15 protein-coding genes are annotated in these 13,979 nt (G+C 71.2%); 4 read left to right on the top strand and 11 right to left on the bottom strand.

The genetic code is table 11. The features are described 5' to 3' along the window. The first annotated feature begins 83 nt into the window (after window positions 1-83). Genes xdhA through xdhC form a run of 3 tightly spaced genes read left to right on the top strand, consistent with a single transcriptional unit; the run spans window position 84 to window position 4,805 of the window. On the top strand, window positions 84-1,568 hold the full coding sequence (gene xdhA / locus CRT60_RS18435; RefSeq protein WP_098738019.1) for a xanthine dehydrogenase small subunit: 1,485 nt from the start codon (window positions 84-86) through the stop codon (window positions 1,566-1,568). Next, the gene (gene xdhB, locus CRT60_RS18430) at window positions 1,561-3,951 is read left to right on the top strand and encodes a xanthine dehydrogenase molybdopterin binding subunit (protein ID WP_167421763.1); all 2,391 of its coding nucleotides are present in this window, start codon (window positions 1,561-1,563) and stop codon (window positions 3,949-3,951) included. The genes xdhA and xdhB overlap by 8 nt, the downstream gene beginning before the upstream one ends. Beyond that, window positions 3,948-4,805 carry a xanthine dehydrogenase accessory protein XdhC gene (gene xdhC / locus CRT60_RS18425; protein WP_098738017.1) on the top strand — a complete coding sequence of 286 codons (858 nt, stop codon included), beginning with the start codon at window positions 3,948-3,950 and terminating at the stop codon, window positions 4,803-4,805. Before xdhB ends, xdhC begins: the two co-directional genes overlap by 4 nt. Here the strand turns inward: xdhC and CRT60_RS18420 are convergent. From CRT60_RS18420 to CRT60_RS18370, 11 genes are all read right to left on the bottom strand, one after another. Then, entirely contained in the window at window positions 4,756-5,598 is an 843-nt protein-coding gene (locus CRT60_RS18420; protein WP_098738016.1) for a F0F1 ATP synthase subunit gamma, read from the bottom strand. The two genes, xdhC and CRT60_RS18420, sit on opposite strands and share 50 nt — an antisense overlap. Further along, window positions 5,595-7,148, bottom strand: a complete 1,554-nt coding sequence (locus CRT60_RS18415) for a F0F1 ATP synthase subunit alpha (RefSeq protein WP_098738015.1) — start codon at window positions 7,146-7,148, stop codon at window positions 5,595-5,597. The genes CRT60_RS18420 and CRT60_RS18415 overlap by 4 nt, the downstream gene beginning before the upstream one ends. Beyond that, window positions 7,111-7,884: a F0F1 ATP synthase subunit B family protein gene (locus CRT60_RS18410; RefSeq protein WP_098738014.1), complete on the bottom strand. Its 774-nt coding sequence runs from the start codon at window positions 7,882-7,884 to the stop codon at window positions 7,111-7,113. The genes CRT60_RS18415 and CRT60_RS18410 overlap by 38 nt, the downstream gene beginning before the upstream one ends. A 24-nt stretch (window positions 7,885-7,908) precedes the next feature. Further along, complete coding sequence (locus tag CRT60_RS18405; RefSeq protein ID WP_012977203.1) at window positions 7,909-8,148, bottom strand: F0F1 ATP synthase subunit C; 240 nt, start codon at window positions 8,146-8,148, stop codon at window positions 7,909-7,911. Window positions 8,149-8,153: 5 nt separating this feature from the next. After that, window positions 8,154-8,828, bottom strand: a complete 675-nt coding sequence (locus CRT60_RS18400; protein ID WP_098738013.1) for a F0F1 ATP synthase subunit A — start codon at window positions 8,826-8,828, stop codon at window positions 8,154-8,156. Next, entirely contained in the window at window positions 8,825-9,139 is a 315-nt protein-coding gene (locus CRT60_RS18395; RefSeq protein ID WP_098738012.1) for an N-ATPase subunit AtpR, read from the bottom strand. Before CRT60_RS18395 ends, CRT60_RS18400 begins: the two co-directional genes overlap by 4 nt. Before the next feature lies 1 nt (window position 9,140). Then, window positions 9,141-9,419 (bottom strand): AtpZ/AtpI family protein, encoded by a 279-nt coding sequence (locus tag CRT60_RS18390; RefSeq protein ID WP_098738011.1) that lies wholly within the window; start codon window positions 9,417-9,419, stop codon window positions 9,141-9,143. Then, window positions 9,416-9,874 (bottom strand): F0F1 ATP synthase subunit epsilon, encoded by a 459-nt coding sequence (locus CRT60_RS18385; RefSeq protein ID WP_098738010.1) that lies wholly within the window; start codon window positions 9,872-9,874, stop codon window positions 9,416-9,418. Before CRT60_RS18385 ends, CRT60_RS18390 begins: the two co-directional genes overlap by 4 nt. Continuing rightward, window positions 9,871-11,334 (bottom strand): F0F1 ATP synthase subunit beta, encoded by a 1,464-nt coding sequence (atpD, locus tag CRT60_RS18380; protein ID WP_098738009.1) that lies wholly within the window; start codon window positions 11,332-11,334, stop codon window positions 9,871-9,873. Before atpD ends, CRT60_RS18385 begins: the two co-directional genes overlap by 4 nt. Window positions 11,335-11,572: 238 nt before the next feature. Beyond that, window positions 11,573-12,118, bottom strand: coding sequence for an isoprenylcysteine carboxyl methyltransferase family protein (locus CRT60_RS18375; RefSeq protein ID WP_098738718.1), 546 nt, complete (start codon window positions 12,116-12,118; stop codon window positions 11,573-11,575). 11 nt (window positions 12,119-12,129) lie between these two features. Beyond that, on the bottom strand, window positions 12,130-13,188 hold the full coding sequence (locus CRT60_RS18370) for a type III polyketide synthase (protein ID WP_098738008.1): 1,059 nt from the start codon (window positions 13,186-13,188) through the stop codon (window positions 12,130-12,132). Between the two features lie 204 nt (window positions 13,189-13,392). Between CRT60_RS18370 and CRT60_RS18365 the strand changes: the two genes are divergently transcribed. After that, window positions 13,393-13,941, top strand: a complete 549-nt coding sequence (locus CRT60_RS18365; protein WP_098738007.1) for a tetratricopeptide repeat protein — start codon at window positions 13,393-13,395, stop codon at window positions 13,939-13,941. Window positions 13,942-13,979: the final 38 nt, after the last annotated feature.

Raw genomic sequence — 13,979 nt, 5'->3', positions numbered from 1 at the left:
CTTTCCCGCGCTGCCGATCTGGTGACAGAGTTAACGTCAGTGAAATACTGCGTCACATCGTCACCAGTTCAACGGGAGCAGCCATGCGCCAGCGCCTCCGCTTCTATCTCGGGGACGAGCTTCGGGAGATCGACGCGGTCGATCCCACCCTGACGGTGCTCGACTGGCTGCGGCTGTCGGAACGGCGGGTCGGCACCAAGGAAGGCTGTGCGGAGGGCGATTGCGGCGCCTGCACCGTGGTGGTCGGGCGGCTGGACGGCGACACCCTGCGCTACGAGGCGGTGAATGCCTGCATCCGCTTCCTCGCCACGCTGGACGGCTGCCGGCTGCTGACGGTGGAGCATCTGAAGGGACCGGACGGCGCGCTGCACCCGGTCCAGCAGGCGATGGTCGATTGCCACGGCTCGCAATGCGGCTTCTGCACGCCGGGCTTCGTCATGTCGCTGCTGGCGCTCTACCTGAACGAGGAGCGGCCGGACGGCCAGCGGATCGACGACGCGCTGGCCGGCAACCTGTGCCGCTGCACCGGCTACGAGCCCATCGTCCGTGCCGCCCACGCCATGTACGAGATCGGCGGCCGGGGCGGCGACCGGGCGGGCGACCGCTTCACCGACCGCGCCGCCATGGCGGAAAAGCTGAAGGCCCTGCGCGACGAGGAAATCCTCAGCGTCGGGGCCGGCGGGCGCCGCTTCCTGGCCCCCGCCACCGTGCCGCAACTGGCGCAGCTGCTGCTCGACAACCCCGGTGCCACCATCGTGGCCGGGGCGACCGACGTCGGGTTGTGGGTGACCAAGTTCCAGCGCGTGCTGGCGACGGTGGTCTACACCGGCCGGGTCCGCGCCCTGAGGCGGATCGAGGATCGCGGCGACGCGCTGGTGATCGGCGCCGGCGTCACCTACAGCGACGCGGCCGAGCGGATCGCGGCACTCTATCCCGATTTCGGTGAGCTGATCCGCCGCATCGGGGCGGAGCAGGTGCGCAACATGGGCACCTTCGGCGGCAACATCGCCAACGGCTCTCCCATCGGCGACACGCCGCCGGCCCTGATCGCCTGCGGCGCCACCCTGCGGCTGCGGCGCGGCGAGGAGACGCGCGAACTGCCGCTGGAGGACTTCTTCCTCGAATATGGCAAGCAGGACCGCCGCGAGGGCGAATTCGTCGAGGCGGTGATCCTGCCCAAGCCGGCGGCGGGGGAGCGGTTCCGTGCCTACAAGATCGCCAAGCGCTTCGACCAGGACATCTCCGCCGTCTGCGGCGCTTTCCGCCTGACGCTCGACGGCGAGGGCCGGGTGGCCGACATCCGCATCGCCTTCGGCGGCATGGCCGGCACGCCCAAACGCGCCGCCGGGGCCGAAGCGGTGCTGCTGGGCCGCCATTGGACCGAGGAAACCGTGCGGCTGGGGATGGAGGCGCTGGCGGGGGACTACGCGCCGCTGTCCGACTGGCGGGCCAGCGCGTCCTACCGCGCCACGGTGGCCGCGAATTTGCTGATGAAGCTGTATGTCGAGACCAGCGACCCGGCGGCGGAGACCCGTCTGGTCGGCGACCGGAGGCTTGCACATGCCTGATTCCATGGCGCCTGACATCACGACCCCCATCGCCCCCGCCGCCACCCCGGACCGCATCCAGGGCGCCGTCCACGACTCCCGCCGGCACGAGAGCGCCCACAAGCATGTCAGCGGCGAGGCGGTCTATGTCGATGACATCGCCGAGCCGGCCGGGCTGCTGCATGTCTATCTGGGCTTGAGCAGCCGGGCCCATGCGCGCATCCGTGCCATCGACCTGTCGCCGGTCCGCCACGCTCCCGGCGTGGTCGCCGTCTTCACCGCCGACGACGTGCCGGGGGTCAACGACATCGGCTGCATGGGCAAGCATGACGAGCCGCTGTTCGCGTCATCCCTGGTCGAGCATGTCGGCCAGCCGATCTTCGCCGTCGCCGCCGAGACCCGCGACGAGGCCCGCCGCGCCGCCAGGCTGGCGGTGATCGAATATGAGGATCTGCCGGCCGTCCTGACCATCGCCGCCGCCCGCGACGGGGAGCGGGCGCTTGTGACGCCGCCGATGACGCTCCGTGTCGGCGATGCCGACGCGGCGCTCACCGCCGCTCCGCACCGCGTGGAGGGCCGGCTCGCCATCGGCGGGCAGGAGCATTTCTATCTGGAAAGCCAGATCGCCATGGCGGTGCCGGGCGAGGATGGCGAGGTGCTGATCCACGTCTCCACCCAGCACCCGACGGAGGTCCAGCACATCGTCGCCCATGTGCTGGACCTGCCCAGCGCCGCGGTGACGGTCGAGGTCCGCCGCATGGGCGGCGGCTTCGGCGGCAAGGAGACGCAGTCGAACCTGTTCGCCGCCTGCACCGCGCTGGTTGCCGGACGGACCGGCCGCGCCGCCAAGCTTCGCCCCGACCGTGACGACGATTTCCAGATCACCGGCAAGCGCCATGATTTCGAGATCGACTATCGCGTCGGCTTCGACGACAGCGGGCTGATCGAGGGCGTCGACATGCTGTTCGCCGCCCGCGCCGGCTATGCCGCCGACCTGTCCGGCCCGGTGACCGACCGTGCGCTGTTCCATGCCGACAACGGCTATTTCTATCCGGCGGCGCGGCTGCAATCGCTGCCGCTGAAGACCAACACGGTGTCCAACACCGCCTTCCGTGGCTTCGGCGGCCCGCAGGGCATGGTCGCGGCGGAGCGGGTGATCGACGAGATCGCCTATGCGCTGGGCAAGGACCCGCTGGAGATCCGCAAGCGGAACTTCTACGGCGCCGATCCCGAGACGGACGGCCGCAGCCTGACGCCCTACCACCAGACCGTCACCGACAACATCCTGCCCGAATTGGTGGCGCAGCTTGAGGAAAGCAGCGGCTACTGGCGGCGGCGGGAGGAGGTCCGCGCCTTCAACGCCGGCAGCCGCATCCTGCGCAAGGGGCTGGCGCTGACCCCGGTGAAGTTCGGCATTTCCTTCACCGCCAGCCATTACAATCAGGCCGGCGCCCTGGTCCATGTCTACACCGACGGCAGCATCCAGCTGAACCATGGCGGGATCGAGATGGGGCAGGGGCTCTACACCAAGGTCGCCCAGGTGGTGGCGGAGGAGTTCCAGGTCGACATCGCCACCATCCGCCCGACCGCCACCAACACCGGCAAGGTGCCCAACACCTCGGCCACCGCGGCCTCCTCGGGCTCCGACCTCAACGGCAAAGCGGCCCAGGCGGCGGCCCGCACCATCAAGGAGCGGCTGGTCGCCTTCGCGGCTGAGAACTGGGGGGTGGCGCCCGACGCCGTGCGGTTCGAGCGCAACCGGGTGTGGGTCGGCGACCGCGACATGAGCTTCGCCGATCTGGTGCGTGCCGCCTATATGGCGCGGGTGCAGCTGTCGGCCACCGGCTTCTACAAGACGCCGAAGATCCATTGGGACCGCGCCGCCGGGCGCGGCACGCCCTTCTACTACTTCGCCTATGGCGCCGCCTGCGCCGAGGTGACGGTGGACACGCTGACCGGCGAATATGTCGTTGACCGGGTGGACATCCTGCACGATTGCGGCCGGTCGCTGAACCCGGTGATCGACAAGGGCCAGATCGAGGGCGGCTTCGTCCAGGGCATGGGCTGGCTGACCATGGAGGAGCTGTGGTGGGACGGGCAGGGCCGCCTGCGCACCCATGCCCCCAGCACCTACAAGATCCCGGCCTGCTCCGACCGCCCGCGCATCTTCAACGTGGCGCTCCTTGAAAACGCGCCGAACCGCGAGGACACCATCTTCCGTTCCAAGGCGGTGGGCGAGCCGCCCTTCATGCTGGGCATGTCGGTCTTCCACGCCCTCTCCGACGCGGTGGCGAGCCTCGCCAGACACCGCCTCTGTCCGCGGCTGGATGCGCCGGCCACGCCGGAACGGGTGCTGGCCTGCATCGCCGCCCTGCGGGAGCGGGATGCGTCTTCCCAACCATGATGCCACTGTCCGCGACCCTCTCGCGCTGGCTCTCCCTCGATGAGCCCGCCGTGCTGGTGACCGTCGCCGAGGCGCGCGGCTCCACCCCGCGGGAGGAAGGGGCCGGCATGCTGGTCGGGCGGGAGGCCTGTGCCGGTACCGTCGGCGGCGGCCGGCTGGAATGGACCGCCATCGCCACCGCGCGGCGGATGCTGGAGGATGGCAGCGCCGCCGAGACGCTCGACCTTCCGCTGGGGCCGGCGACCGGGCAGTGCTGCGGCGGGCATGTGGTGCTGCGGCTGGAGCGCGCCGATGCCGGCACCGTCGCCGCCCTGGAGGAACTCGAACGCCGGTCGCGGGCGGCGCGGCCGACCCTGCTGCTGTTCGGCGCCGGCCATGTCGGACGCGCCATGGCGACGGCCTTCGCGCCTTTGCCGCTGCGCCTGCTGTGGATCGACGGCCGGGTGAAGGAGTTTCCCGAGACGATCCCGGTGGGGGTGGAGCGCATCCTGACCGACAGCCCGCTCGACCCGCTGTCGGGCGCTCCGTCCGGGTCCGGCTATCTGGTGCTGACCCACAGCCACGCGCTGGACTTCGAGATCGCCGAGGCGGCCTTGCGGCGCGGCGATGCGGCCTATGTCGGGATGATCGGCTCGGCGACGAAACGGGCGAAGTTCGAGCGCTGGTTCCGGGCCCGTGGGCGGGAGGTGGACGCGCTGGCGGGCCTGACCTGTCCCATCGGCGCCGCTCTGACCGGCGACAAGCGTCCGGAGGTGATCGCCGCCCTCGTCGCGGCGGAGCTGCTGGTGGCCTTCGCGAAGCCTGTCACCCCATCGCCTCCGCCCCCGACACCAGCTCGATCAGCTCATTCGTGACCTGCTCCTGGCGCAGGTGGCGCGCCGTGGCGGTCAGCCCGTCCAGCGTGGTTTCGATGTTGTGGCGGGCCGTCATCATGGTGGAGAGGCGCGCCGCATTCTCGGCGGCGAAGCTTTCCATGGCGGCATCGGCCAGCAGGGCGAAGACATACTCGTCGACCAGCCGGGCGGTCAGCTCGCGGGGCGGCATGTTGATCAGCGGCGGCACCGGCTGGGCGCCGTCCCGCGGCAGACCGAGCGGCAGCAGCGGCCGGCGCACCGGTTCCGGCGGCGCGCCGCCCTCGGTCCGGCCATAGAGCAGCTCCACCCGGCCCAGCCGCCCGTCCGCCGCGGCCCGATAGAGCGCGTCGGAGATGTGCCGGGCGGTGGCGGTGACGGCATCGGTGTTGGTCGCCATCGCCGTGCTCCAGTCCGGCGAGCGTCCGCGCTCCTCCAGCAGGGCGGCGCCGCGCAGCCCCACCACCCACAGCGCGCAGCCGGCCGGGGCGGCCAGCGCGGCCTCGACCAGCCGTTCGGCGAAGGCGCCGACGAAGCCGTGCTCCGGCGCGAACAGCACCAGCGCCGAATGACCGTGCTGCCCGTCCGCCGGCCACTGGACCGGCGCGTCGTCCAGCAGGGCCGCCGCCTGGGCCAGCGCCCCGGCGATGACTTCGGCATAGGCGCGGGTTCCCGCCAGCGTGCCGAGCGCCTGCTGCAGCCGCATGGCGGCCAGCGAGCGCATGACATCGGTCACCGCCTCCAGCTCCTGCACGCTGGCCCGCCGGGCCTCGACATCGGCCAGCCGCTCGCTCATGGCGTCCCTCCGCCCGCCTCTCCGCCAAGCCCGGCGGCGGCTTGGGCGGCGGCCTGCGCGATCAGGTCGCGCAGCGTCGTCTTTGCGGCGTCGTCCAGCGCCTCGCCGATCTTCGGTGGGCGGGCGGCCACCAGTCCGGCCAGCGCCGCCTGAAAGCGGGGGATCGCCTCCAGCGGCAGCCCGTCCAGCGTGCCGTCGGCGAGCGCCAGCAGCTGCGCCGCCTGGACCGCCAGCGGGCGGGGCGACAGGTGGCGCTGGGCCAGCAGGGCGCGCATGCGCTGGCCGTGCGCCACCGCCTTGCGCGTCCGCTCGTCCACCAGACCGCCGAAGCGGGTGAAGACCTCCAGTTCCAGGAACTGGGCGTAGTCGAGCCGCAGCGGTTCGGCCAGTGCGCGCAGCACCGGAGGCTGCGCCTTGCCGCCGACGCGCGACACGCTGCGGCCGATATCGACCGCCGGCTTCTGCCCTTCGTAGAACAGCTTGGCATCCAGGCAGACCTGACCGTCGGTGATCGAGATCAGGTTGGTCGGGATGTAGGCCGACAGGTTGCCGCCCTGGGTTTCGGCGATGGGCAGCGCCGTCAGCGATCCGCCGCCCCTGACCGGGCTGAGCTTGGCGGCACGCTCCAGCAGGCGGCTGTGCAGATAGAACACGTCGCCCGGATAGGCCTCCCGCCCCGGCGGGCGGCGCAGCAGAAGCGACAATTGGCGGTGGACCGCCGCATGCTTGGACAGATCGTCGACGATGATCAGGGCATGGCGGCCGCTGTCGCGGAAATGCTCGGCCATGGTGAAGCCGGCATAGGGGGCCAGCCATTGCAGGCCGGCGGCGGAATCGGCGGCGGCGATGACGAACAGGGTGCGCGCCGCCGCCCCGCCCTGGCGCACCGCCTCGATGGCCGCACGGACGCCCGACGCCTTCTGGCCGACGGCGACATAGACGCAGAACACGTCGCCGTCCGTCTGGTTGAGGATGGCGTCCACCGCGATGGCGGTCTTGCCGGTGGCGCGGTCGCCGATCAGCAGCTCGCGCTGGCCGCGGCCGAGCGGGAACATGGCGTCGATCACGGCGGTGCCGGTCAGCAGCGGTTCGGACACCGCCGCCCGCTCCGCGATGGTCGGGGCGGGGCGTTCCACCGGCTCCCAGCGCTCTGCCTCCACCGGGGGGCCGTCATCCAGTGGGTTGCCGAGCGGATCGACGACCCGGCCCATCAGCCCGTCGCCGACCGGCACGCGCAGCACCGTCCCGGTGCCGTGGACGGCGCCGCCGGCCATGACCGCCGCCGCATCGCCCAACAGGACGCAGCCGATCTGCCCGTCCAAATCCATGGCGAGCCCGGCGACCCCGCCGGGGAACAGCAACAGTTCATCCACCCGGACGTCGGGCAGGCCGGAGACATGGGCGATGCCGTCGCCCACCGATTCCACGCGCCCGACCGATTCCAGCCGCGCAGCCGTCTCCAGCCCATCGAGCCGGCGCAGCGTGCCGGGCATCCAGGCGTCGAGCGCTTCCTCAAGCGACGGCGTCGGCACTGTGTCTTGCGGAGTCATGACGCGTCATCTCCTCCTTCGCTTCGGCCAACGCCTGCTTCCAGCTGCGGCGGACGACGCTGTGGGCAAAATGCAGCTCCACCCCGGCGATCAGCGACGGGTCCTCCACCGGCTCCAGGGCCACCGGACGGCCGAATGCCGCCGCCAGCCGGTCGCGCGTCCGGGCAGTGTCGCCTTCCGGCAGCGCAGCGGCGATGGCAAGCCGCACTGGCACCGGGTCGATCCCATCGGCCAGGGCATGGCGCTGGGGCGCGCTCAACGCCTCCACCGCCGCACAGGCCTCGTCCAGCAGCGGCACGGTCAAGGCAGCGGCGGGAGCGTCGCGCAGAAGCCGGCTCGCCAGACGGATGCCGAGATCGGCGGCATGGCGCTGCAAAGCCTCCAGCGCCTGTGCCCGTTCTTCGGCCAGCCGGCTGCGCGCCTCCTCCAGCGCATGGTCGGCCTCGCCCCTGGCCTTATCGAGCAGGGCGGCGCGTTCGCCCTCCGCCTCGGCACGGGCGGCGGCGATCAGGCGGTCGCGCTCGGCGGGCAGGGCGGTGCGCTGCTCCTCCAGGCCTTGGCGCGCGGTTTCGGCGGCTTGGCGCGCGGCCTCTGCCTCGCTGCGGACGCGCTCGGTGGCGGCCTGCCGCTCGGCGATCACCGCCAGGACCGGCCGGTAGAGGAAGCGGCGCAGCAGCCAGACCAGGATCAGGAAATTGATCGCCTGGAGCAGAAGGGTCCAACCGTCGATGTGCATGACGGACCTCAAGGGTTGCGGCACTCAGGCGAACGGATTGGCGAACAGCAGAAGCAGCGCGACGACGAGGCAGTAGATCGCCATCGTTTCGATCATCGCCAGACCGACGAACAGGGTGCGCGACAGGGTATTGGCCGCCTCCGGCTGGCGGGCGATGGCCTCCATCGCCGCGGCGACGGCACGGCCCTCGGCCAGCGCCGGGCCGATGGCACCGACCGACACCGCCAGTGCCGCACCCAGGATGCTGATGGCATGGACGTCCATGGTTGCTATCCCTTCTCGATGGTTCCGACAGCGCCGCCGATGAATACCGCGGCGAGAATGGTGAAGATGTACGCCTGGACGAGGCCCAGCAGCAGCTCCAGCGCCATCAGTGGCACCGGCACGAACAGCCCGGCCAGCGACAGCACGATGGCGATGACGAATTCCCCGCTCATCACGTTGCCGAACAGTCGGATCGACAGGGAGAAGGCGCGCGTCAGCTCCGACAGCAGGTTCAGCGGCAGCAGAAGCGGGGTGGGGTGGGCGAAGCCCTTCAGATAGTTCCACAGGCCGCGCCGGCGGATGCCCAGCGCCTGCGACGCCAGCAGCACGATCAGCGCCAGCGCCGCCGCCGTCTCCAGGAAGGCGGTCGGCGCCTTCAACCCCGGCACCAGCCCCGACAGGTTGGCGACCGCCAGATAGAGGAACAGCGTGCCCAGCAGCGGCAGGAAGGGCGTGGCGTCGGTCTGCATCGTCTCGGCGATCTGCCGGCGCAGGGTCTCCACCACCAGCTCCAGCACGGTCTGCACCGGGCCGGGCCGCTCCACCCGCAGCCGCCGGGTCGCGAGTGCCGCGCCCAGCGCCATCACCGCCATCAGTCCCCAGGTGAGAACGACCGGCAGCGTCACCGGGACCGGGCCCAGCAGGAAGACAACCGGCGTCGTCAGCGGGGACTCGGTCATGGCATCCTCTCCTGCGGCCCCTCCAGCGCTCCCTCCTGCATCCGCCGCTCGCGCCGGACCACGACGCTGCGCGCCAGCTGGAAACCGGCCAGCATCGCCAGCAATGCCTCCGCCCCGCCCCAGACCGCGGCGATGGTGAAGCCGGCGGTGGCGCCGGCCAGCCGCAGGAGGTAGAGCGGCATCGCCCGCCGCACCCCGCCAACCGCATAAAGCCGCGCCGTCGCCGCCAGCCCGCGGAAGAACAGGGTGCCGAGCGTCAGGCCGGCCAGGGCCCCGGCGACGATCGGGAGCAGATAAGCAGGCACGGTCATGTCAGCGTTCCTGTTCGATGCGGTTCCAGGCGAGCCAGCCGCCGAGCGCGACGCCCGCGACCAGCAGCGCCGCCGTCCAGAAGATCCCGCCGCCGGCCCGCTCGTCGAGCCAGCGGCCGGCGAACAGCCCGGCCAGGGTCGGGACGATCACCAGCCAGCCGAGCGCCCCGATCAGGGCGAGGTTGCGACCCATCGGCCGTTCCCCCTCGCGCTGCCAATGCTCCCGCCGTTCGCGGTGGCGGCGGACGCTGCCGGGAAGCGGATCCTTGTCGTCGGTCATGGTCTGTCCTCCCCGCCGTCCGCGGTGGGTGCGAATGGACCCGTGGGCCGCCGGTCCGGCCGCAGATAGGCCAGGATGTGGCGGACCGCCACTAGATGCATGCGGCGGGCGCCGGAGCGGGCCTCCCCCTCCTCGTCCAGATTGCGGCGGAAGCGGGCGAGCACATCGCGTTCCAGTGCACGCAAATCGTCGCCCGGCACCGCCTCGCGCGTTGCCACCGCGACCTGCGCGCCATCGCGGATGGTCAGCACCCCGCCGCGCACGGCGCAATGGCCTTCCCGGCCGTCGGCGGTGCGCCAGCTGATGACGGAGATGGCCAGGGCGGTCAGCAGATCGGCATGGCCGGGCCAGATGCCGAAGGCGCCGCTGGCGTCCTCCGCCCGCAGATGGCGGATGCCGGTGAGTTTCGCGACGACGGAGGTCGGAGTTGTGACGATGAGGGAAAGGTCGTTCATCCCGTCCTCCCGGCGCGGTCGCGCTCGCGGATCTGGTCCAGGGTGCCGGTCATGAAGAAGGCGCTCTCGGCCCAGTCGTCGCACTGGCCGTCGAGGATGGCGCGGCATCCCTTCAGCGTTTCCTCCAGCGGCACGCTGACGCCGCCCTGGCCGGTGAAAGCCTCCGTTACCAGGAAGGGCTGGGTCAGGAAGCGCTGCAAACGGCGGGCGCGGCGCACGGCCAGCCGGTCGGCGGCGCTCAGCTCCTCCATCCCCAGCAGGGCGATGACGTCCTGCAATTCGCGGTAATGTGCGATGGTCTTGCGCACCTCCTCCGCCAGCCGGTAATGCGCCTCGCCCACCACCAGCGGGTCGAGCAGGCTGGAGGTGGAGCCGAGCGGATCGACCGCCGGATAGAGCCCTTCTGACGCCATGGCGCGCGACAGCACGATGGAGCTGTCGAGATGGCTGAACAGCTCCGCCACCGCCGGATCGCTGAAATCGTCAGCCGGGACATAGACCGCCTGGATCGCCGTCACCACGGCGCCGGGGGTGGAGGCGACCCGCTCCTCAAGCTCGGCGATCTCGCTGGCCAGGGTGGGCTGGTAGCCGACGCGGGACGGCAGGCGGCCCAGCAGGCCCGACACTTCGGCACCGGCCTGGACGAAGCGGAAGACATTGTCCATCAGCAGCAGCACGTCCAGCATCTCTTCGTCGCGGAAATGCTCGGCGATGGTGAGCGCGGTCAGGCCGACGCGCCAGCGCGCGCCGGGCGGTTCGTTCATCTGGCCGAAGACGAGCGCGGTGCGGTCCAGCACGCCGGACCGCTTCATCTCCTCCCACAGCTCCTGCCCCTCGCGGGACCGTTCGCCGATGCCGGCGAAGACGGAGATGCCGGTGTGGCGCTCCACCATCTTGCGGATCAGTTCCATCACCAGCACGGTCTTGCCGACCCCGGCGCCGCCGAACATTGCCGCCTTGCCGCCGCGGGCCATCGGGGCCAGCAGGTCGATCACCTTGATGCCGGTCTCCATCAGGTCGCGGCGCGGACTGCGGCGGGCCAGCGGCGGCGGCTGGCGGTGGATCGGCGAGCGGGGCGTGCCGGGGGGCAGCTCCGGCCCGTCGTCGCGCGCAAGCCCCATCACGTCGAGCAGGCGGCCGAGCACCGCCTTGCCCACCGGGGCGGTCAGCGGGCCGCCGGTGGGGCGTGCCGGCGTGCCGCGCCGCAGGCCGGAGGTGCCCTGGAGGGCAATGGCGCGGGCGGTGCGGGCGTCCAGATGGCTCTGCACTTCCGCCACCAGCCGCTCAGGACCGTCCCACAGGATCTCCACCGCTTCGAACAGCGGCGGCAGGACCGCTTCGGGAAAGCGCAGGTCGATGACGGAACCGCGGACGGCGACCACCTGTCCCGGTTCCCGCTGTGGATCCGGGGCGGACGAACGGTCGGTGGATGCCGTTTCGGCGGAAGACTGAACGGACATGGTCACTCCGGCCGGTTGGGCAGGATGGGAACCGTACAGGATGGCGGTGGCGACGGCGGCGTCGCGGAAAGAAGCCCCACCCAGCCTTCCCCCGTTGGCCGGGGGAAGGGGCGCCGGAGAGCGGCGCCGTCGGGGTGGAGGGCAACGCGTCAACCAGATCGACCACCAGACCCAAGGATAGACCCGTTTGCCGCGTTGCGGCATTGCGTCAAATCAAACCCTGTGCCCACAAATTGTCTTAACCGGCGCGGAGAGCGGTCTCCTGTCTTCGACCGAGCGCCCGGTCCTCCGCCCGGATTCGCACGGCGAGCATCGCCGCGTTGAGGAGGGAGAAGAGAAGGGCGTAGCCGGCCATGCCGAAGGCGAGCGGAAGAGCGGCGATCTCCACCGCGACCGCCAGATAGTTGGGATGGCTGGTGAAGCGGTAGGGGCCGGTGCGGACCGGCGGCGTTCCGTCGAGCACGAGGATCCGGGTGGTCCAGCGCCGCCCCAGCGTCGCCTGCACCCAGAGGCGGAGCGCCTGCATGGCGAGGAGAACCGCCAGCCATACCGGCTCGACAGGCATGATCCCCGCCGGTCCCGGAGTCCACAGCGGGCCCCCCAGCGCTGCATTCCAGAGGCCGGCCAGCCAGCCGACATGCAGCAGCACCATCACCGGGTAATGGCCGCGCCCATGTTCCCGCGCACCTTCGGCCAGCAGCGCTATGCGGTTGCGCCGGTCGATGACCAGTTCGCTGAGGCGCTGCGCCGTCACCAGCAGCATGACGACGATCGGAACTGTCATGGCCTGCGCCGTCATTGCGGACCCCGCCGCATCGTGATCAGGTTCGCGGCAAAGCCGGGGCCGAGCGCCAGAAGCGCCGCCCGGTCCGGCAACCCCGCCCGACGCGCCCGGTCCAGCACGAACAGCACCGTGGGGGCGGACATGTTGCCGTGATCGGCCAGCACCGCCCGTTCATGGTCGAGGCTGCCGGTCTCCAGCCGCAGCACCTCTTCCAGCGCCGCCAGCACGCGGGTGCCGCCGGGATGGCAGATGAAGCGGCCGATCCGCTCTTCCTCCGCACCGCACTGGGCGAGCAGCCGGGCAAGAGCGGGGCGGAGATGGGTTTGCAGGAATTGCGGCAGCGCCGCCGACAGCACGATGCCGAAGCCGCCATCGTCGATGCGCCAGCCCATGATGTCCTGCGACCGTGGGAACAGATGCTGGCCGGCACCGTCGATGACGGCGAAGGCGCGCTCCTCCGCACCGCCGCGCAGGACGCAGGCGGCGGCACCGTCGCCGAACAGGGCGGTCGCCACCAGATTGGCGCGGCTGCCGTCATCCTGCCGGAAGGCGAGGCTGCACAGCTCCATGGTCACGAACAGCACGGTGCGGCCGGGAGGTGCCGCCAGCCGCGCGGCGGTCGCCAGCCCCGCCACGCCGCCGGCGCAGCCGAGCCCGAACAGCGGCAGCCGCTCGATGTCGGGCCGGAAGCCCATGGCCTCGGCGAGCTGCGCGTCCAGGCTCGGCACCGCGAAGCCGGAGGAAGAGGAGACGACCACGCAATCGACCTCCGCCGGAGCGACGCCGGCATCCGCCAGGGCCGCGCTCGCCGCCTGGACGAACAAGGCCTCGGCCGCCTGCCGGTAGGCGGACATGCGGTCGCTCCAGCCATGGGGGGCGGCGTACCAGTCGGCCGGGCGGGCGCAGTGCCGACGGGCGATGCCGGTGTTGGCGAAAACCCGCTCGAACTGGGGGAAGCCGGCAAGCCGGTCGCCGAAGATGCGGGTGGTGAGGAGGGCGGCCTCCTCCTGCGACAGGACATGGGGCGGCAGGCCGAGGCCCAAGCCAAGCAAAGCCACGGGTGGGAACACGGGGGGCGGCTCCATTCGGGAAATCACGGCCGCAAGCGGAATGCTGGCGGCGCGGCGGGTGGGGAACACGCCGGTGGGGCCGTCTATTCGCTGCCGCCGAGGGCCCGAAAAAACTTATCTGCGACCGAATAGCTGCCGGGGGTGGCGTGTTGTCCGCCAGCGCCGCGATACGGCGAACCGTCCCCCCGAATTCCAGGAGAAGTCATGAAGAGCGTTTACGCCAAGGCCGGAAGCACCGTCCTTGCCGGCCTGCTGTGCGCCGCCATTCTCGGCACCGGCCTGCTGGCCTCCGTCCCCGCCCGTGCCATGGGCGACGACACCACCCCGACCTGCAAGCCGGGGGAGGTCTATGACAAGAAGACGAAGCAATGCGTGAAGCAGAGCGGCGCCAACCTCACCGACGATAACATCGCCGACTACGCCTATTCGCTGGCGAAGGCGGAGCGCTATCGGGAGGCGCTGGACATTCTCGCGACCGCGCGCGATCAGGACAGCCCGGTCGTGCTGAATTACCGCGGCTATGCCACCCGCAAGCTGGGCCGGATCGACGAGGGCATCGGCTATTACCTGAAATCGGTGGCGGCCGACCCCTCCTATGCCAAGGTCAGGGAATATCTCGGGGAAGCCTACATGCTCAAGGGGCGTTCCGATCTGGCGCGGGAGCAGCTGGCGGCGATCCGTTCGATCTGCGGCACCGGATGCGAGGAGTACCGCGACCTAGAAGAGGCCATCGCCGCGCCGGCCAGGGGCTGACGCCACCGGCGGGGACGCTTCCTTCCCCGTGCGGGGGG

It is taken from the genome of Azospirillum palustre (assembly GCF_002573965.1).
Lineage (GTDB): Bacteria > Pseudomonadota > Alphaproteobacteria > Azospirillales > Azospirillaceae > Azospirillum > Azospirillum palustre.
This window is presented reverse-complemented; position numbering and strand designations above follow the sequence as displayed.

Bases quoted from the DNA above. Each gene is read 5' to 3' on its own strand.
- xdhA (WP_098738019.1), top strand. From the start codon at position 84: ATGCGCCAGCGCCTCCGCTTCTATCTCGGGGACGAGCTTCGGGAGATC.
- xdhB (WP_167421763.1), top strand. From the start codon at position 1,561: ATGCCTGATTCCATGGCGCCTGACATCACGACCCCCATCGCCCCCGCC.
- xdhC (WP_098738017.1), top strand. From the start codon at position 3,948: ATGATGCCACTGTCCGCGACCCTCTCGCGCTGGCTCTCCCTCGATGAG.
- CRT60_RS18420 (WP_098738016.1), bottom strand. From the start codon at position 5,598: ATGAGCGAGCGGCTGGCCGATGTCGAGGCCCGGCGGGCCAGCGTGCAG.
- CRT60_RS18415 (WP_098738015.1), bottom strand. From the start codon at position 7,148: ATGACTCCGCAAGACACAGTGCCGACGCCGTCGCTTGAGGAAGCGCTC.
- CRT60_RS18410 (WP_098738014.1), bottom strand. From the start codon at position 7,884: ATGCACATCGACGGTTGGACCCTTCTGCTCCAGGCGATCAATTTCCTG.
- CRT60_RS18405 (WP_012977203.1), bottom strand. From the start codon at position 8,148: ATGGACGTCCATGCCATCAGCATCCTGGGTGCGGCACTGGCGGTGTCG.
- CRT60_RS18400 (WP_098738013.1), bottom strand. From the start codon at position 8,828: ATGACCGAGTCCCCGCTGACGACGCCGGTTGTCTTCCTGCTGGGCCCG.
- CRT60_RS18395 (WP_098738012.1), bottom strand. From the start codon at position 9,139: ATGACCGTGCCTGCTTATCTGCTCCCGATCGTCGCCGGGGCCCTGGCC.
- CRT60_RS18390 (WP_098738011.1), bottom strand. From the start codon at position 9,419: ATGACCGACGACAAGGATCCGCTTCCCGGCAGCGTCCGCCGCCACCGC.
- CRT60_RS18385 (WP_098738010.1), bottom strand. From the start codon at position 9,874: ATGAACGACCTTTCCCTCATCGTCACAACTCCGACCTCCGTCGTCGCG.
- atpD (WP_098738009.1), bottom strand. From the start codon at position 11,334: ATGTCCGTTCAGTCTTCCGCCGAAACGGCATCCACCGACCGTTCGTCC.
- CRT60_RS18375 (WP_098738718.1), bottom strand. From the start codon at position 12,118: ATGACAGTTCCGATCGTCGTCATGCTGCTGGTGACGGCGCAGCGCCTC.
- CRT60_RS18365 (WP_098738007.1), top strand. From the start codon at position 13,393: ATGAAGAGCGTTTACGCCAAGGCCGGAAGCACCGTCCTTGCCGGCCTG.